15 protein-coding genes and 3 pseudogenes are annotated in these 17272 nt (G+C 61.9%); 6 read left to right on the top strand and 12 right to left on the bottom strand.

Features of this window, described 5'->3' with window-relative positions; genetic code table 11:
• Nucleotides 1-17: 17 nt before the first annotated feature.
• Nucleotides 18-3665, top strand: coding sequence for a hydantoinase B/oxoprolinase family protein (locus tag LPA34_RS10935; protein ID WP_228977917.1), 3648 nt, complete (start codon nucleotides 18-20; stop codon nucleotides 3663-3665).
• A gap of 91 nt (nucleotides 3666-3756) precedes the next feature.
• Here the strand turns inward: LPA34_RS10935 and LPA34_RS10930 are convergent.
• Together LPA34_RS10930 and LPA34_RS10925 are read right to left on the bottom strand one after the other, a co-directional pair.
• Nucleotides 3757-3907 (bottom strand): annotated as a pseudogene (locus tag LPA34_RS10930) (ISKra4 family transposase); the annotation flags it as partial.
• Nucleotides 3904-4242, bottom strand: coding sequence for a hypothetical protein (locus LPA34_RS10925; protein ID WP_228977915.1), 339 nt, complete (start codon nucleotides 4240-4242; stop codon nucleotides 3904-3906). The gene LPA34_RS10925 and the pseudogene LPA34_RS10930, both read right to left, overlap by 4 nt.
• Before the next feature lie 246 nt (nucleotides 4243-4488).
• Between LPA34_RS10925 and LPA34_RS10920 the strand changes: the two are divergent.
• A pseudogene (locus LPA34_RS10920) lies at nucleotides 4489-4669 on the top strand (aldehyde dehydrogenase family protein); the annotation flags it as partial.
• Here the strand turns inward: LPA34_RS10920 and LPA34_RS10915 are convergent.
• The 5 genes from LPA34_RS10915 to LPA34_RS10895 form a co-directional block, all read right to left on the bottom strand.
• Entirely contained in the window at nucleotides 4667-5389 is a 723-nt protein-coding gene (locus LPA34_RS10915; RefSeq protein WP_228977914.1) for a hypothetical protein, read from the bottom strand. The pseudogene LPA34_RS10920 and the gene LPA34_RS10915 overlap by 3 nt on opposite strands.
• Nucleotides 5382-6074: a nucleotide-binding protein gene (locus LPA34_RS10910; protein WP_228977912.1), complete on the bottom strand. Its 693-nt coding sequence runs from the start codon at nucleotides 6072-6074 to the stop codon at nucleotides 5382-5384. The genes LPA34_RS10915 and LPA34_RS10910 overlap by 8 nt, the downstream gene beginning before the upstream one ends.
• Before the next feature lie 9 nt (nucleotides 6075-6083).
• The gene (locus LPA34_RS10905; protein ID WP_411178933.1) at nucleotides 6084-6608 is read right to left on the bottom strand and encodes a hypothetical protein; all 525 of its coding nucleotides are present in this window, start codon (nucleotides 6606-6608) and stop codon (nucleotides 6084-6086) included.
• Between the two features lie 1222 nt (nucleotides 6609-7830).
• The gene (locus LPA34_RS10900; RefSeq protein WP_228977907.1) at nucleotides 7831-8313 is read right to left on the bottom strand and encodes a hypothetical protein; all 483 of its coding nucleotides are present in this window, start codon (nucleotides 8311-8313) and stop codon (nucleotides 7831-7833) included.
• 350 nt (nucleotides 8314-8663) lie between these two features.
• On the bottom strand, nucleotides 8664-9029 hold the full coding sequence (locus LPA34_RS10895; RefSeq protein ID WP_228977905.1) for a hypothetical protein: 366 nt from the start codon (nucleotides 9027-9029) through the stop codon (nucleotides 8664-8666).
• A 120-nt stretch (nucleotides 9030-9149) separates the two neighbouring features.
• On the opposite strand from LPA34_RS10895, the gene LPA34_RS10890 reads away from it, so the two are divergent.
• A complete protein-coding gene (locus LPA34_RS10890) occupies nucleotides 9150-10256 on the top strand; it encodes an IS5 family transposase (protein WP_411178912.1) in 1107 nt (368 codons plus the stop codon).
• A gap of 129 nt (nucleotides 10257-10385) precedes the next feature.
• On the opposite strand, the gene LPA34_RS10885 is transcribed toward LPA34_RS10890, so the two are convergent.
• From LPA34_RS10885 to LPA34_RS10870, 4 genes are all read right to left on the bottom strand, one after another.
• Nucleotides 10386-11654, bottom strand: a complete 1269-nt coding sequence (locus LPA34_RS10885; protein ID WP_228977899.1) for a bifunctional 3-(3-hydroxy-phenyl)propionate/3-hydroxycinnamic acid hydroxylase — start codon at nucleotides 11652-11654, stop codon at nucleotides 10386-10388.
• 18 nt (nucleotides 11655-11672) lie between these two features.
• Nucleotides 11673-13118: an aldehyde dehydrogenase family protein gene (locus LPA34_RS10880; RefSeq protein ID WP_228977896.1), complete on the bottom strand. Its 1446-nt coding sequence runs from the start codon at nucleotides 13116-13118 to the stop codon at nucleotides 11673-11675.
• 101 nt (nucleotides 13119-13219) lie between these two features.
• Entirely contained in the window at nucleotides 13220-13783 is a 564-nt protein-coding gene (locus tag LPA34_RS10875) for a VOC family protein (RefSeq protein WP_228977894.1), read from the bottom strand.
• A 30-nt stretch (nucleotides 13784-13813) separates the two neighbouring features.
• Nucleotides 13814-14665 carry a fumarylacetoacetate hydrolase family protein gene (locus tag LPA34_RS10870; protein WP_228977892.1) on the bottom strand — a complete coding sequence of 284 codons (852 nt, stop codon included), beginning with the start codon at nucleotides 14663-14665 and terminating at the stop codon, nucleotides 13814-13816.
• Between the two features lie 127 nt (nucleotides 14666-14792).
• Between LPA34_RS10870 and LPA34_RS10865 the strand changes: the two genes are divergently transcribed.
• From LPA34_RS10865 to LPA34_RS10855, 3 genes are all read left to right on the top strand, one after another.
• The gene (locus LPA34_RS10865; protein WP_228977890.1) at nucleotides 14793-15374 is read left to right on the top strand and encodes an amino acid synthesis family protein; all 582 of its coding nucleotides are present in this window, start codon (nucleotides 14793-14795) and stop codon (nucleotides 15372-15374) included.
• A 192-nt stretch (nucleotides 15375-15566) separates the two neighbouring features.
• A complete protein-coding gene (locus tag LPA34_RS10860; RefSeq protein ID WP_228977887.1) occupies nucleotides 15567-16628 on the top strand; it encodes an alcohol dehydrogenase catalytic domain-containing protein in 1062 nt (353 codons plus the stop codon).
• Between the two features lie 97 nt (nucleotides 16629-16725).
• Nucleotides 16726-16905, top strand: a complete 180-nt coding sequence (locus LPA34_RS10855; protein ID WP_228977884.1) for a hypothetical protein — start codon at nucleotides 16726-16728, stop codon at nucleotides 16903-16905.
• A 285-nt stretch (nucleotides 16906-17190) separates the two neighbouring features.
• Here LPA34_RS10855 and LPA34_RS27075 read toward each other — a convergent pair.
• Nucleotides 17191-17272 (bottom strand): annotated as a pseudogene (locus tag LPA34_RS27075) (acyl-CoA dehydrogenase N-terminal domain-containing protein); the annotation flags it as partial.

The following is a 17272-nucleotide window of genomic DNA, read 5'->3' as shown; positions in this document are numbered from 1 at the left end:
CCCGGAGATATCTTCTGATGACACATCAAGCCGACATCCAGCTGCCGCGTGATCGCCGCTGGCAATTCTGGATCGACCGCGGCGGCACCTTCACCGACATCGTCGCACGTCGCCCCGATGGGCAGATCGTCACGCACAAGGTGCTCTCCGAAAATCCCGAGCGATATCGCGATTCGGCGGTGCAAGGCATCCGCGAATTGCTGGGCGTCGCGGCCCACGAGCCGGTGCCGGCGCATCTGATCGACAGCGTCCGAATGGGCACGACGGTCGCGACCAACGCACTGCTCGAACGCAAGGGCGCGCCGACCGTGCTGGCGATCACGAAGGGTTTCGCCGACGCCTTGCGAATCGCGTATCAAAGCCGTCCGAAGCTGTTCGTGCGCAACATCGAATTGCCGACGCTGCTTTATCAGCGCGTGGTGGAAATCGACGAGCGGATCGGCGCGCGCGGCGAAGTGGTGCGCGAACTGGATACGGAGCAGGCTTACGTGGCGTTGCGGCAGGCGTATGAGAGCGGCATCCGCTCCTGCGCGATCGTGCTGATGCACGGTTACCGGTACGCCGAACACGAACGCAAGCTCAAGGAAATCGCACAGGATATCGGCTACACGCAAATCTCCGTGAGCCACGAGGTCAGTCCGCTGATGAAGCTGGTCTCGCGTGGCGACACGACCGTCGTGGATGCGTATCTGTCGCCGATTCTGCGCCACTACGTTCAGCAAGTGGAAAGCGACTTGGGCGCGGTGCCGCTGCAATTCATGCAGAGCAACGGCGGGCTCACCGACGCGCATCGCTTCCAGGGCAAGGACGCGATCCTGTCAGGTCCCGCAGGCGGCATCGTGGGCGCGGCGCAGGTCTCGAAGCTCGCGGGCTTCGAGTCGATCATCGGCTTCGACATGGGCGGCACCTCGACCGATGTGACGCACTACGCGGGCGAGTACGAGCGCGAGTTCGCGACGGAAGTGGCGGGGGTTCGCATCCGCGCACCGATGATGAAAATCCACACTGTGGCGGCCGGCGGCGGCTCGATCTGCAGTTTTGACGGCGCGCGCTTTCGGGTGGGTCCCGAGAGCGCCGGCGCGAATCCGGGGCCGGCGTCGTATCGGCGCGGCGGCCCGCTGACTGTCACCGATTGCAACGTGATGACCGGCAAGATCAGCGCGAAATGGTTTCCTCATGTGTTCGGTCCCGAGGGCAATTTGCCGCTCGATAGCGCCGTCGTGCAGCGCAAATTCGCGGAGATTGCGGCGCAGGTCGAGGATGCGACACATATCGCCCGGTCACCGGCCGAAATCGCCGAAGGCTTTCTGAAAATCGCCGTGGAGAACATGGCGAATGCGATCAAGCAGATCTCGGTGCAGCGCGGCTATGACGTGACGAAATACACGCTCGCCTGCTTCGGTGGCGCGGGCGGTCAGCATGCGTGCCTCGTCGCGGATGCGCTCGGCATGACGCGCGTGTTCATTCACCCGCTCGCGGGCGTGCTGTCGGCGTACGGCATGGGTCTCGCCGACTTCCGCGCGCTGCGTCAGCAAGCCGTCGAAACGCGGCTCGACAGCGCGTCGCTCGCCGCCTGCGAGAACGCGTTTGCTCCGCTGGAAGCCGCAGCGGAAAGCGAAGTCACGCAGCAGCGCATCGCGAAGGACTGCATCACGTCGCGCCGCACGCTTCACGTCAAGTACGACGGCACCGACACTGCGCTCGAGATCGAATTCAGCAACGACGCAGCGGCGATTGTGGCGACGTTCGAGCGTCTGTACCGCGCCCGTTACGGTTTCCTGATGCCGAACAAGGCGCTTGTGATCGAAGCCGTCGCCGTAGAGGCGATTGGCCAGGCGCACGAGGTCGAGGACGAACATTGGCCGCTCGCCGAGGGCGCTTCCGCGAACCCGGAACCGCTCGCCATGACACGCGTGTTTTCAGGCGGCGAGTGGCACGACACGCCGGTGTTCGATCGCGAATCGCTCGCGCCCGGCGCCCGTATCGACGGTCCGGCCATCGTCAGCGAAAAGACCGGAACCACCGTGATCGAACCGGGCTGGCAAGTCGAGGTCAGCCGGCACAATCACCTGGTGGTCAACCGCACGAGCGCGCTCGTGAACCGCCATGCGATCGGCACCGAAGCCGATCCTGTATTGCTTGAAGTGTTCAACAACCTGTTCATGTCGATTGCCGAGCAGATGGGCGTGACGCTGGCGAACACGTCGTACTCGGTCAACATCAAGGAGCGTCTCGATTTCTCGTGCGCGCTCTTCGATGCCGGCGGCAATCTGATCGCCAATGCGCCGCACATGCCAGTTCATCTCGGGTCCATGGGCGAGAGCGTGCAGACCATCATCGAGCGCCGCGCGAACACCATGCAGCCGGGCGACGTCTACGTGCTCAACGCGCCGTATGGCGGTGGCACGCATCTGCCGGACGTGACGGTGGTCATGCCGGTCTTCGTCGAGGAGCACTCGGCGCCGACGTTCTATGTCGCGGCGCGCGGCCATCACGCGGACATCGGCGGGATTTCGCCGGGCTCGATGCCGCCGGACTCGACGCACGTCGATCAGGAAGGCGTGTTGCTCGATAACGTCCAACTGGTCGCACAGGGCCGCTTTCTCGAAAGCGAAATGCGCGGGTTGCTCACCTCGGGCCGTTATCCGGTTCGGAACGTCGAACAGAACATGGCCGACCTGCGGGCGCAGGTCGCGGCGTGCACCAAGGGCGGGCAGGAACTCGACAGCATGTGCGGGCAGTTCGGACTCGACGTGGTGCGCGCGTACATGCAGCACGTGCAGGACAACGCTGAGGAAGTCGTGCGGCGCACGCTGTCGGTGCTCAGGGACGGGCGCTTCGAATACGAACTCGACGACGGTTCGAAGATTGTCGTCGCCGTGTCGATCGACCGCGAGACGCGTTCGGCCGTCATCGATTTCGCCGGCACGAGCGAGCAGCAGACGAACAATTACAACGCGCCGTCCGCGATCTGCAAGGCCGCCGTGCTGTACGTGTTCCGCACGCTCGTCGACGATGACATTCCGCTGAACGCGGGTTGTCTGAAGCCGCTCGACATCCGCATTCCGGCTGGCTCGATGCTCAATCCGCGCTATCCGGCCGCGGTAGTCGCGGGTAACGTCGAAACGTCGCAGGTGGTGACCGATGCGCTTTACGGCGCGCTCGGCGTCATGGCCGGCGCCCAGGGCACGATGAACAACTTCACGTTCGGCAACGATCAGTACCAGTACTACGAGACCATTTGCGGCGGCGCCGGAGCGAGTGCGTCGTCCGCGGGTTGCAGCGCCGTGCAGACACACATGACCAACTCGCGGCTCACCGATCCCGAAGTGTTCGAATGGCGCTTCCCGGTTCGCCTCGACGATTTCCGCGTGCGTCACGGCAGCGGCGGCGAAGGGCAATGGCGAGGCGGCGACGGCACCGAGCGGCGCGTCCGCTTCCTCGAACCGATGACCGCCGTCATCCTGTCGAACCGCCGCCGCGTGGCACCGTTTGGCATGGCAGGTGGCTCGCCGGGTGCGCTCGGCGCGAACTGGGTCGAACGAGCCGGTTCGCCCACGCGCGAAACCTTCGGCGCGCGTCATCAGGTGCAGATGAATGCCGGCGATGTTTTCGTGATTCAGACGCCTGGCGGCGGTGGGTATGGAGTCGCGTCCGAGGGTTGAATTAAACGCCGGCCTGGCGGTGTGCCTCGTCATCCGCGGGTATCCGTATCGCGATCAACGTGCCGCTGCCGGACGCTGAGGGCTGAGGCCTCTATGCCGCCTCCTTTAGCGCCGCTGGTTCTTCCGCGCTCGTTCCCGGAAACCAGCGAGCGAAGATTTTCTGCAGATCGTCGTTCAGGACCTGCACGCCGGTTTGCAGTAGCAGATGCGCGCTGGGTCCAGCGCATCTGCTGTTTTTTCACACGACTGGTTCCGGGTTCGCTCTAGCGCAATCGGGATGTGGAGATGGCGATTCATTGCGGTTGCCCGGGGCAGAAACAAATGGCGCGATCACGTTACAGCGGCGATCGCGAAAGGCGACCACCTTGTCGCCTTTCAGGTGCTTGTGTCCGATATATCCCAAGTCGTCGCCGCCCTTCTTCGCGGCGGTGGTCGTGCCATCGCGGTGAATGACTGTGAGGTCGGGGAGCTGGGCCTGATTAAGCTTGTGCACCGGGGGCAGCACGGCAGAGCCGAGGCCATTCGACAAGCCGCAGAGCCGAGTCGTATCACCATCAAACCTGGGGGCATCAACCATGCCGTACAACGCCAACGAATCAGCTGCGTCGTCGCGCCACGAGCGTCGGTGTCGGACTGTGCATGCGATACCGGTTGAGGCCGGTACGCGTCGCAGCGCCCTGGCCCAATGCATTGCTAACCATCCGGTGAATGGAGCGAACATTTTCCGTGGCAACTTTTTAGCGCTGAGAGCATAGATTCCTCTGCAAAAGGCGGACAGCCATATCGATGGTGGATACGGTCTCCTTCAACACTCCTGTCCGGGGCCGCCGACCGCGCATTGTTCGCGCCCGAATGGGCTGGTCTAAGCGCGAGCCAGCGCGGCAAGCTGTTATACCGGCTGGCCGACCTGGTCGGGGAGAATGCGCAGGAACTCGCCGAACTCGAGACGGCCACGCAGCCAGATCGGCTATGTCGCAGAGTATTACCGGTATTACAGTTCGCTAACTCCGCCATACGGCCAGCCAGACAGCTATCGCTGCCGCACTTGCCAGCAGCACCATCAACCCGAGCGCGAGTATGGCCCGCAGCGCGCGCCAGTACCGGCGCTCCAGCGTTTGCGCCCTGACCTGCGCCTGCCGACCCGCTTCCTGCGTCGCCTGCTCGAAAGCCGCAACAGCCCCGTCAAGTCGCACGCGATGCTCGCGTGCCGCGATGGCGAACGCGCCCACCAGACGGTTGCCCGCCGCACGCGCAATCCGGTTAGCGGCGCAGTCCACCAGCGCATCGAGCGCGGCCTCGTTCAGCCCCGCGAGCGCGGCCCGGTATCGTTCCTCGTGCTCGCGGATCATGTGCTCGGCCAGCCGTATCGTTTCCTTGCAGCGCGCGAGTGCATCCCGGTGCTGCGCCATTAGCGCATCCGCCGCTTCCCTCGCTTCGGCGCGCATCGTGTCGAGGCTGCCCTCGCCCACTTTCCTGAGGCGATCCGGCATCACCTCGTACAGCCGCGCATAGTATTCGAGCACGGCGAGCACCGACCAGAGCGCATCGTTATCGTGCAGGTTCAGTGCAGCCGACACGCGCCGCATGCGCGCCATGCTCGCGTCGTTGGGGACTTCGCCCGACACATCGAGGAAAAGGCGCGCAAGCGGATCGGGCGGGCGCGCACGCCGCGAGCGCGTCGAACGTCGCGGGCGTCCCGAGGGTCTCCAGGGTCCATCAGCCATCGGCGATGACCCCAGCAAACATTGCGTCATAGAGCGCGCGCCAGCGCAGCAGTTCCGCCCGCTGCCCGATAGGCAGTGTCTCGGCTGCCTTGCGCACGGACAACCGCTGGCTTCGCAGGTCATCGGCCACGCGATCCGCAAGGTCCGGAAAATCCAGTGAATTCCCCTTCGCTTCGATCCCCTTGCGGATGTTCGAATCCTGATAGAGCGTGAACTTATCGGCGGTGCCGAAGTAGGCGTTGCGCACCACGTGCGTGGTCGCGTCGGGAAACGTCGCGCCGAATTCGCGCAGCAGTTCCAGACTGTCACGCTGCCGGTTGATGACCCAGAACACGACCAGCCGCCGCGCCAGTTCATCGAGTGTGCTCGCCAGCGTCGCGCCATAGCGCGCCACGCCCGCCTGATTACGCGCCGCCGTATTGATGATTACCACCGCATCGCGCTTCGCATCGCAGTAGTTGACGAGTCCAATCCAGCCATCTGCCTCGTCAAGGTCGAACGCCCCACATTCGATCTCGCCGTGGACCGCCTTCATGACATCCGGATTTGACGTATCCGTCTCGACTAGGACGAGGCTCGCATCGCGCCGTTGCAGGTGATCGGCCAGCGCCAGCGCAACGATGCTTTTGCCCACGCCGCCTTTGCTGCCACCTACCAGATAGATGGGGTTGAGGGTCGTTGCCATTGCCGTCCTTTACAGGTCGTCGGTATCGGGTCTGATCGCAAATGCGAGCGAACCTTGCACCGGCATGGGTTGCGGTTTGACTTCTGCTTTTCCCCCATGCGGACGCGCTTCATTGCGGCCTTCCGTGCGCCCCTCGGTACGTCCGCCTGTATGCCCCTCAGTGCGCGGACTATTCGCGCGTGACGCGCCGCCCTGCCCCATCCCATGTGTGCGGGGCAGTGCCATAACCGTGCCCGGTGCAGGCGTCTTTGTCGCCGGACGTGCCGTATTGCCTGCGCTGTTTCCCTTTCCCGCAGAACGCAGCGCGTAACGAATCGTTCCAGCCGTGATATCGATGCCCGCCTGTCTTGCCTGCTCCGCGATCTGCTCAAGCGTGTAGCCCTTTGTCTGTGCCGTACGGATATGACCACGCATGTCTTTCATCGCGTCGCGAACACTCAGGCCGCGTTCGGCCTCCGGTTTTTCCGGCAACTCATCGAGCGTCCGGGCCAACGCCTCCCATTGCGATTTCGGATAGACCCTGGCAACAGGCATCGCAACCTCCAGCACGCATCCGGTACACACCACCTTCGTACCATCCTGCTCACGCACAGCGCACCTGTCAACGCCGTCCTGGTGCGCCGCAAGGCACGGTCGGAACTCCAAGGAACGCATGGGAACACGAGGGAATAACGCACTTTTTCCACGTGTCGTACACACGCAACGCTTCCGCCCCGACGCATTGCCATTATCGTCATTGCGCAGGCGATCTGCGCTGACCATGGAGAGCTTCTCGCCGCCGTTGCGCACTGCGTTTGCGTCGCACACAGAAAGCTTGACGCCGCGAGGTCGACGCCGTTAGGACAACCAGCTTGCATGTCCTTGTGACACCCTTAACGCGTGAGGCTCACCGGTCGTTCGCCATCTCATACACGCGCATCACGCTCTCCTTTCGTCTCGCGGTACGCACTGCGCTGGCCACGTCCTGTATCCGCCGCGGGCAGGCGATGCGCTTCCGCCTGTTCTCCGGCTCTCAGGTGGAACGCATTTCATTAGTCCACCCGAAGTGCATTTCTAAAACTGCGGTTTGCGCCTCATCTGACCACCTTGACGCAAACCCACACGCACGAAGCGCGTATGCACGTACGCACCGCAGTACGCATGAGTGACGCATTTCACTCACACGTCGCTTGAACTGAAATGGGAAAGCATGACGCACGGGGAAACGCATTTTTAAGCCCTGTTAAGCGCACGGCGTTCGCGCTTTCACGGCGACCGTTACACCATTTCTCCGAACGGAGTTACGCAGCGCTTCTCCAGGGCCTGAACTGTCATTTGCGTGAAAGCCGTGACCTCCACGCAAAACGTTTACTCCAGGCGACAAAAAATGCAACGAAAATGAGTGATTGCAGGATAGGCTACCGCCGGTTTTGGGCGCCATGAGCAGCAACTGTGGATGACGTGGGGCGCAAGGCTTCGTGCGGAATGCATTTCACGTCCTGCCTGTCGGAGGCCGTCGCGGCCGGGCGCAGCCGCAGTAAGCGGCGGTGCATCAGCATTGACCGCAGTGAAGAATCCAAAAATCCACCTGCCGTTGGCATTGCACCATCGGGAAGAAAAGCACGTGAATACCGCCTCGTATCTGGACGAACTCAAACTTCACGGTGCCCCTGACCAGTTGCCGAGGTGTCCGTTCTGTCGCGCGATGTGCTCGCCAGGGTGAAGATAAAACGTCCACGCCGACGCGTCAGGTTGCGCCACACCAGGATTCCGAGATTCATTTCTTGATGGAGCCCAGGTTTTCCACCCTGGTGGCGGCGAGATAGACCAGGTTCCTGCTCGCGTCTTCGGCCATCGTCCCGTACACGTTGATCTCATCCCATGGCTTCGGATCGCTCTGCGCGACCTTGGTGGGCAGGTAGTACTTCGCACAACTCAGGTCCTGGCAGACTCTCGCCTCGCGCGAGTCGATCAGGCCGAACAGTTTCGGATCGTCGGGAGAAGACACCGCGACGACGCCACGTACCACGATGTTGCCCCGGTACCCTTTCGGGTCGGCCTGCAGGTCCTGCACCTGCAACGCGCCCTTGGGCACGGATGGCCGGGCCTTGCCAAGCAGATCAGGCAGTCCCTGCGCAAGGGTTGCCGGCCCTGCGGCCCACAGCGCACCGCCGCCCACGAGCGAAGCGCCGACGAGCGCGGTGGCAATCCAGAGTTTGCGCGTGCGGGCTGGTCCCGTCTGCCGATGCGGTGTCTTCATCTCAAGGTCTCCCTGAATATGCATGTGCATGGCTTGTTCTTTTTTAACGAGGGTTACGGCGATTCACTTGTGTTGACCATCCGGTCCAGCCTAGCGTCCTTGCCGCCTGATGCTGGCAGCAGTTGAGCTCGCCTCGCGGCATGCTCTTCTCATGCGAGGGACTTCATTGTTCCGAGGGCTCCGAACCCGGCCGTTACCAGCCACGCTCGCCCCGGTAGGCTATCGTCGAGGGAACAACGAGTCTCACTATCCCTTGCGGGTTGAGACAATAACTGGCGCGACTTCACGTCGCACGCGTACGAAAAAGTCCGCTTCTTGACATCAAACACCTGTTGCAATTACTTACCTCGTCAGCGCGGCAACCCGATGCGCCGGGTCGAATGGGCTCGGACGCGCAGTGCTTGCGCCAGTTCGTCGACGAGGGAACCAGCGTCCTCGAGCTTGCGGCAGCCGCCGAACACATAGTGGTCGGGGCGGACGATAATCGCTGCACAGTCGTGATTCGACATCCATTCGACCAGCATGCCGTTCATCTCCCGATAGAAATGTACCCGCCATTCACCGTCGACAAGATCTCGCCCGATCAACACCGGGATAATCGGAAGCCCCTGCAACGACAGGCATGCCCTCAACGACTCGATGATGAGTTGCTCGTTGAGATCGCGTTCGACACGAATCACAAGCCTGAAGACCGTTCCCGTGACGTCGTCGAGCAAACGTTCATCGCCGGTCGTCGCGGTGACCCTAGCAGGCTGTTGAATTTTGATCCCGTGTAAACGGGGTTTGAGGGACGAGCGTTATGGATATCGTGTTCATGATCTTTGGCAGCGGATACGATGCGCGGAATGGATGAGATGCAGGAACCCCTGTTCACGACAGTCAAGCTGGAGGACTTCGTTCCGGCGGATCACCCGTTGCGACCGATCCGGTTGCTGGTGAATGAGGCGTTGAAACGGCTCAACGGGCTGTTCAGCGTCATCTACGCGGACACCGGCCGTGCCTCGATTGCGCCCGAGAAGCTGATGCGGGCGCTGCTGTTGCAGGTGTTCTACTCGGTGCGCAGCGAGCGCATGCTGATGGAGCAGATGCGCTACAACCTGCTGTTCCGCTGGTTCGTCGGGCTGGCGATTGAGGACGCCGTGTGGGACCACTCGGTGTTCTCGAAGAACCGCGACCGCTTGCTGGAGCATGAAGTCGTGGAAGCGTTCTTCACCGAAGTCATGAGCCTGGCGGACAAACGGGGCTTGCTGTCGAGAGACCATTTTTCGGTGGATGGCACGCTGATCCAGGCGTGGGCCAGTCACAAGAGCTTCCGCCGCAAGGACGGCTCGGACGATGGTCCGCCAGCCGGCGCTGGCCGCAACGCCGACACTGACTGGAAAGGCGAGCGACGTAGCAATGCGACACACGAGTCGACGACTGATCCGGAGGCGCGATTGTTCAAGAAGAGCCACAAGAGCCCGGCCATCCTGTGCTACCACGGGCACATCCTGATGGAGAACCGCTCGGGGCTGGTGGTCGGCGCCGTGGTCAGTCAAGCGGATGGTTTCGCCGAGCGGGCCAGCGCGTTGCAATTGCTCGATTGCGTGCCAAGCGTTCATGCGAAGACAGTGGGTGCCGATAAGGCGTATGACACTCGCGACTTCGTGAACGATTGCCGCGCTCGCAACGTGACACCCCATGTCGCGCGCAACGATGAGCGTTGGGGCGGCAGCGCAATCGACGGTCGCACTTCGCGGCATGCGGGCTACCGGATCAGCCAGATCATCCGCAAACGAATCGAAGAGCATTTCGGCTGGGGTAAAACGGTCGGTCGGATCCGGCAGACGGTCTATCGTGGCATCCGGCGCGTCGACCAGCACTTCAAGCTGACGATGGTTGCGAGCAATCTGACCCGCATGGCGCGAATGCCAGGGGTGGTGCCGCAAGGAGCAAGGCGATGAGCCGCCACGGCGCGAAGACTGCGCGCCACAAGGGCTGCATGCGTGCGCATGCCCCGCGCAGATTGCGCGGCGAACCGGTAATTCAGCGGGAAATTGCACGCGCAAGCCTCCTGAACATAGCTTCGCTCCTCATGACGGGGCGCTTTTCAACAGCCTGCTAGGTTGTGGAAACAGCATGCCGCGCGGACCGTGAGGCGATGCTGACAGGAAGCCAGCCTTGAGTCCGGGGATAAGCGTTTGCCGGACCGTGCCCTCGGGGTTCAAGGCCATCTCTCTTAGCAACAGTTCGTCGCGGTGTGCCGCGGCAACCGGATCGCGCTCGCAGATCAGCGTGCCGAGCGCCTTGGTGACGACCGTAGTCTGCCGGACGTGGGGCGCGCGTTCCAGCTCGTAGCTGTCGAGCAATGCGGGTTTTGCTATGCCTCGATGAACCAGCGCCAGCTTCCAGAGCAGATTCGCTGCGTCGCGAACGCCCTGGCACATGCCCTGCGCGAGGAAAGGCGGCGTCATGTGCGCCGCATCGCCCAGGAAAAACACCCGGCCCGCACGCCATGAGCCCAGCACTAGCGCATGAAAGCGATAGGTAGACGCACGCCAGATCTCATACTCGTCAGGTCGGAGCCAACGCGAAAGAAGCTGTCGGACGAAGTCCGGCTGAGCGACCGCCGTAGGCGTCTCGTCGGTGTTGATCATGAATTCCCAACGTCGAATCCGTCCCGCTCCGATGACGAAGGTCGCGGGCCGTTCAGTCTCGCAATACTGAACGTTCGTCTCCGGCAGGTTCTCCCCGCAGCCGTCCTTGAGGACAACGTCGACGACCAGCCAGGGCTCATCGAAGTCGAGATCGTCCATCTCGAGCCCGAGCCGGGTGCGCATCGGGCTCGTTCCGCCGTCGCATGCCAGCACATAAGCGCATCGATAGACACGCTCATCGCCCGACGCAAGCGTCACCGTCGCCGAGGCTCCGTCGGAACCGCACTCGACCGCCGTCACCTCGGCGCCGAGCTCGACCGTGACGGAGGAAAAGCGGCCAGCGTTCTCGCGCAACACCGCTTCGATCTGAGGCTGCATAAACACATAGTTAGGCGCCCAGCCAAGCAGAAACGGCGGCTTCGCCGCATCAATGCGACGGATGACACTCGAGTCTGTCGTCCGATACTCGGACGGCCGGTAGGGCATAACATACGATGAGACCTTCTCGCCAATGCCGAGATTGGCAAGGATGCGCATGATCTCGTGATCAAAGCCCATTGCGCGCGGCTTGTCATAGATCGACAAGGACTTGTCGAGCACCAGCGTACGCAGTCCCTGCTGTCCTGCGAGATTAGCCGCCACGGCGCCGACCGGGCCCATTCCGACGATCACTAGATCGAAGTCCACCTCTCCTTCGTTACGCATCTGCTTTGCCTCGTTGAATCAGGTGCTCTCACCATAAGCCTTGGTATAGGCCGTCTTCACCGTGGTGAAAAACTCCGCCGCATACGTGCCCTGTTCGCGTGGACCGAAACTCGACGCCTTCGCGCCACCGAACGGCACGTGATAGTCGACGCCTGCCGTCGGAACGTTGACCATCGCCATGCCGCAACGTATGTGCCGCTTGAAGTGGGTGGCGTACTTCAACGAGGTCGTGCAGATCCCGGCGGAGAGACCGAACTCGCTGTCGTTGGCAACCTCGATCGCTTCCTCGTAACTCGCTACCGGAATCGCGCACGCGACCGGTCCGAAGATTTCCTCGCGCGCGATCCGCATCCTCGGGGTCGCGTCCGCAAACAGCGCCGGCGCCAGAAAATGCCCGCGAGTACGACCGGCGACGGCTGTTCCGCCATAGACCAGCCGTGCACCTTCGTTCTTGCCGATCACGATGTACGCCTCATCCTGCCGCAACTGTTCTTCGTCCACCACCGGCCCGATGTCCGTGTCCGGGTCGAGCGCGTGGCCCACGCGCAATTGCGAGAGCGCCTCAGTCATCCGCTCGACGAAGCGCGCGTAGATGCCATTCTGCACGATGAAGCGCGATGAAGCGGTACAGCGCTGCCCCGTCGAGTAGTAAGCGCCCTGCACTGCACAATCGATCGCGACATCGAGATCGGCATCATCGAGCACAACGAGTGGATTCTTGCCACCCATTTCGAGCTGCATCTTCCTGAACTGTCTTGCACCCTGTTCCAGCAATTGCTGTCCGGTTTCTACCGAACCCGTGAACGACAATGCATCGACCCTGGTCGAGGCAACCATCTCATTGCCGACAATACTGCCACGGCCCATGACAAGATTGAATACGCCCGGCGGGAAACCGCTGCGGTGCAAAATCTCGGCAAGCGCCCGTGCCGAACCCGGCACTAGGTCTGCCGGCTTGAACACCACGCTGTTGCCATACGCGAGCGCCGGCGCGATCTTCCAGGCCGGAATCGCGATCGGAAAGTTCCATGGCGTGATCACCCCGACGACGCCGACCGGCTCGCGCGTGATCTCGACCTCCACCAGCGGCCGGACCGACGCCAGCTTCTCTCCTTTCGTCCGCACGGCCTCTGCGGCAAAGAACTTGAATATCTGGCCCGCCCGCGCGACTTCCGCGATGCCTTCTAGCAAGGTCTTACCTTCTTCCCTCGAGAGCAGCGCGCCGAGCTCGGCCTGCCTCGAAAGCAGCTCGGAGCCGGCACGATCCAGAGCCGTTGCTCGTGTCTGGATGCTGCTGTCCGCCCAGCTTTTCTGCGCATCGTACGCCGCGTCGATTGCGTCGCGGGTCTGCCCGGCGTCAGCCCGCGCGTACTCGCCGACGATATCGTCGATGTCCGACGGGTTGATATTCTGGCGAGAGGTTGGACCAGCGCACCACTCGCCACCGATCAGATTGCATTTCATTGACCAAGCCCTTCCTTTCACCGGATGCCAATCGCACGCCGGACAGCGTCGTGCGCAAGATAAGCGCTGCATGCCATTGGCCGGCAAACGCTTTCGTACGATCAGGCGTCGAACGCCGTGCGCTGCACGGCGATTCGCTCGCGCATTTCCTGAATCCACGCTTCACGCGAAAGAAATCCAGGCCGGCGCAGACACATCGCTTCTGTCTGCTGCGTGATTTCCTCGACCGGCAGATCGAGATCCAGCGGCTCGTGGCACGGCTGAGCCGTAAAGAAAGGGCTATCCACGTACAACTCCAGCGGATTGCCTTCAGGGTCCTTGAAATACATCGACCATGCGTTGCCATGGTCGACCTGCTCAATGCCCTGCACGCCCGCGCGCTTCGCTCGCCGGTAGTACTCCCGCAGATCCTGCAACGAATCGAGCAGAAACGACAGTTGATTGACCGGATTGAAGGGCAGATCCGTCGGCTTGCCATCGAACAGCACCAGTTGATGGTGGATCTCGGGGTCCTGCGTCATGAAGTACAGATGGTGTCCGGTCGAAGCGACACCCTTGTCGCTTACGACGAATCCCAAGGACTTGCAGTAGTAGTCGACCATCATCTCGAGGTCGCTGCAAAAGATGCCGCAGTGTGTGAATTGAATCTTTGGCAGAGATGCCATGAGTGTCTCCTGACTCGATTTGAATAGCGCTCAGACTTCGTCCACGACTGTGTTTGACAGTGAACCCACACCTGGGATCACGACCTCAAACGTGTCACCCGGCGTCAGGAAAATCGGCGGCTTGCGCTTGAAGCCGATCCCGCTGGGCGTGCCCGTTGCGAGAATGTCGCCGGGTTGCCAGTCGAGTGCCTGCGACACGTAGGCGATCAGCGCCGGAACGTCGAAAGCCAGTTCGGATAGCTTACCGGTTTGCATCGTCTCACCGTTCAACAAGCCTTCGATCGTGAGTTCGCGATAGTCGGGGATTTCATCGGATGTGACAAGCCACGGACCGAGCGCCCCGGTACCGCGAAAGTTCTTTCCCATACCGTACTGGTGAGTGTGGAATTGCCAGTCCCGCACGCTTGCATCGTTGAAGCAGGTATAGCCCGCCACATGCTTCATCGCATCTTCGGGCGCAATATGCGATCCGCCCTTGCCGATCACGACGGCGAGTTCCGCCTCGAAATCAAAATTGTCCGACACGGTAGGACGGACTAACGGCTCTCCGTCTGCCACGAGGGTTTCCGCGTAGCGATGGAAGATGACCGGGTGCGCGCCGACCGTGCGGCCAGCTTCCTCCGCATGTGCGACGTAATTGATGCCGACGCAAATGACCTTGTTCGGACGCGGGATGACCGGGGCGAGGTCTACCGTTTCCAGCGGAAAGTCAACCGCATCGACCGCGACGATCCGGCGCGCGCGGGCCAGCGAGACCTCGTCCGCAAGGAGCGATGCCAGGTCGGCAAACTCCGGGAACCGCGCCGCCAGATCGATTACGCTTCCTCTCACCACTGCGCCGAAACCCTGGCTGCCATGACGGCGATACGAGATCAGCTTCATTGAACCTTCTCCTTATTGGGCGTAAAATGCTGTTTTATGCATATTACACCGACGGAGATACAATGCAAGTGACCCTGCAGCGAGCGATCGCACAGGGATCGTCCAACATAACTAAGCGGAGCACCCAATGTCGTTAGTAAATGTGCGGAAAATCAAGCTGGACATCGAAGAGGTCTGGCACGAAGGTGGTGCCCGTCTGCAGGAGCCACTGAAGGTCGCGGTGGCCACGGCGATTGTCGCAAATCCATATGCAGGCCGATACGAATCCGATCTGTTGCCGTTCATGGCCGAACTCCGGGCACTGGGAGCCACGCTGTCGGCGCAACTCGTTGACCAGCTCGGCGGCGCCGCGCAAGTGCAGGCCTACGGTAAAGGCGCGATCGTCGGCGAAGACGGCGAACTCGAGCACGGCGCCGTGTGGCACGAGGCGGGCGGATGGGCGATGCGTGAGGCACTCGGCAACCCCAAGGCGATGGTGCCGTCCGCGAAGACGATCGGCGGCGCAGGCACTCGCCTGATGATTCCGCTCGGCCACATCCAGGCATCCTACGTCCGCAGCCACTACGGTACCTGCGAGACGACGGTATGGGATGGCCCACGCCGCAACGAAATTGCATTCGCGCTTGCGATGGCGACCGGCGGCCGCGTTCACGCGCGCCTTGGCGGTCTCGCCGCTTGCGAGATCAAGGGGCTCGACGGCTTGCGATAGTCCTGCGCAGCCTAAAATTTATTTTATGCACAAATACTGATATCATGCATTAAAGGTAGCATGCGCTCCGCGCCGGTCCGTCTGGCACGGACGGACATTCATGCGACCAGTCAAAAACTTCAGACAGAAAGACAGGAGACAGAAATGACGAAGACAATGCGCGCCGCACGAATGCACGACGTTGGCCAGCCAATGGTGATCGAGCAGATCCCCACGCCATCCCCACGTCCCACCGACGTGCTGGTCAAGGTCAAGGCATGCGGCATCGTGCCCAATCTCGGAAACGTGCTGAGCAACTGGCAAAAGTGGTTCCCACATCTACCTCTGCCGAAGCTGCCGGCCATCTTCGGTCTCGATGCCACTGGCGTCATCGAGGAAGTGGGCAGCCAGGTGCATGCCTTTAAGGCCGGCGACCGCGTGTATGTCAATCCGGCACGGCACTGCGGTGGATGCCGAGCGTGCCGGTCCGGCGACACCACCGCCTGCCCGTACTACACATTCAACGGTTACTTCGGATTCAGCGAGCGCTCACAGGCAATCTTCGACGATTACCCGTACGGCGGTCTCTGCGAATACATGACCGCACCTCAATACAGCCTCGTCAAGCTTCCCGACAATCTGAGCCACGAGACCGCTGCGCGCTTTGGCTACCTAGGCACGGCCTATCGCGCACTCGTCAAGGCCAACGTCGGACCGAGCAGCACCATTCTCGTCAACGGCATTAGCGGCACGCTGGGAATCGGCGCCGCGCTGTTCGGCCTCGCGATGGGCGCGAAGAAGATCCTCGGCACGGCACGCAATAAGGAACTGCTGCAACGCGTGAAAGCGATCGCGCCGGATCGTATCGAGGTCATCGCGCTGGGCGAACGGTCTGTCGTCGAGTGGACGGCGGAAGTCACGGGTGGCGAAGGCATCGACGCCGTGATCGACGCGCTTGGACCGGGTGCACCTCACGAGACGCTGCGCGACTCGCTGAAGACGCTGCGCCGCGGTGGTCATCTGATCAACATCGGCGCCGTGGCCGGTGAGGTGCCAATCAACCTGCACTACATGATGGACAACGATCAACGATTGAGTGGATCGGCATGGTTCACCGCAGGACAGGGGCAGGAGATGGCCGACATGGTCGAGTCGGGCGTGGTCGATCTCTCCGTGTTCGAGCATTGCGCCTTCAAACTGGACGACGTGAACGTCGCGCTGGGTGGCATCGAGAACCGAAACGGTGGTTTCAGCAACTATGTAATTTGTCCTTGACGCGTTCCTGCACTCCGCCGGCAACCGCGCTCGCCGATCTTCGGCGCGGCGCGGCTGCCGGACACGTAGTGTTGCCCAATCCAGCAGGAGCCAGACCATGCTCATCAGACGTGTCGTGACCGGCCGCGACAATGCAGGCAATTCCGTTTTTCTCTCCGATGGCCCAACGCCGGCGACGGTCGTGTTCAAGTCGATTCCCGACCATACGCTCGCCCACGTGTGGACGACTTCGCCCTCACCCACGCTTGGCGCGCAGCCGGTCGATCCCACTGCCTAAACCAACCGCCGGGCTGGCCTGATTCTTCCAGCCGGAGGAACGAGTCTCCTGATCGTCGAATTTCCATCCGATCACGCGATGTCGGATCCACGATTCCACGGGGCTGCAGTAGGCGCCGAGTACATGGCTGTCATGCCCGATCTGGCGAGCACATTCGAGCCCGAAAACCCGGGCATGCACACGACACCCACGATCGACTACGCTATCGTGCTGTCCTGGGAAGTCTCACTGGAACTCGATCAGGGAAAGGAAGTGCAGTTGCGTCCTCAGGATGTCGTCGTGCAGACCGGCATCCTCGAAACCCGGCAATGTGGCGATGCTGTCCAGACCGGCCAGCTCCTTCATCACGAAAAGCATGTCCTTGAGG

Source organism: Paraburkholderia gardini (assembly GCF_907164575.1).
Lineage (GTDB): Bacteria > Pseudomonadota > Gammaproteobacteria > Burkholderiales > Burkholderiaceae > Paraburkholderia > Paraburkholderia gardini.
This window is presented reverse-complemented; position numbering and strand designations above follow the sequence as displayed.

Excerpts from the sequence above, each read along its gene's own strand:
- LPA34_RS10935 (WP_228977917.1), top strand. The coding sequence starts at position 18 with ATGACACATCAAGCCGACATCCAGCTGCCGCGTGATCGCCGCTGGCAA.
- LPA34_RS10925 (WP_228977915.1), bottom strand. The coding sequence starts at position 4,242 with ATGGTTGATGCCCCCAGGTTTGATGGTGATACGACTCGGCTCTGCGGC.
- LPA34_RS10915 (WP_228977914.1), bottom strand. The coding sequence starts at position 5,389 with ATGGCTGATGGACCCTGGAGACCCTCGGGACGCCCGCGACGTTCGACG.
- LPA34_RS10910 (WP_228977912.1), bottom strand. The coding sequence starts at position 6,074 with ATGGCAACGACCCTCAACCCCATCTATCTGGTAGGTGGCAGCAAAGGC.
- LPA34_RS10905 (WP_411178933.1), bottom strand. The coding sequence starts at position 6,608 with ATGCCTGTTGCCAGGGTCTATCCGAAATCGCAATGGGAGGCGTTGGCC.
- LPA34_RS10900 (WP_228977907.1), bottom strand. The coding sequence starts at position 8,313 with ATGAAGACACCGCATCGGCAGACGGGACCAGCCCGCACGCGCAAACTC.
- LPA34_RS10890 (WP_411178912.1), top strand. The coding sequence starts at position 9,150 with ATGCGCGGAATGGATGAGATGCAGGAACCCCTGTTCACGACAGTCAAG.
- LPA34_RS10885 (WP_228977899.1), bottom strand. The coding sequence starts at position 11,654 with ATGCGTAACGAAGGAGAGGTGGACTTCGATCTAGTGATCGTCGGAATG.
- LPA34_RS10880 (WP_228977896.1), bottom strand. The coding sequence starts at position 13,118 with ATGAAATGCAATCTGATCGGTGGCGAGTGGTGCGCTGGTCCAACCTCT.
- LPA34_RS10875 (WP_228977894.1), bottom strand. The coding sequence starts at position 13,783 with ATGGCATCTCTGCCAAAGATTCAATTCACACACTGCGGCATCTTTTGC.
- LPA34_RS10870 (WP_228977892.1), bottom strand. The coding sequence starts at position 14,665 with ATGAAGCTGATCTCGTATCGCCGTCATGGCAGCCAGGGTTTCGGCGCA.
- LPA34_RS10865 (WP_228977890.1), top strand. The coding sequence starts at position 14,793 with ATGTCGTTAGTAAATGTGCGGAAAATCAAGCTGGACATCGAAGAGGTC.
- LPA34_RS10860 (WP_228977887.1), top strand. The coding sequence starts at position 15,567 with ATGGTGATCGAGCAGATCCCCACGCCATCCCCACGTCCCACCGACGTG.
- LPA34_RS10855 (WP_228977884.1), top strand. The coding sequence starts at position 16,726 with ATGCTCATCAGACGTGTCGTGACCGGCCGCGACAATGCAGGCAATTCC.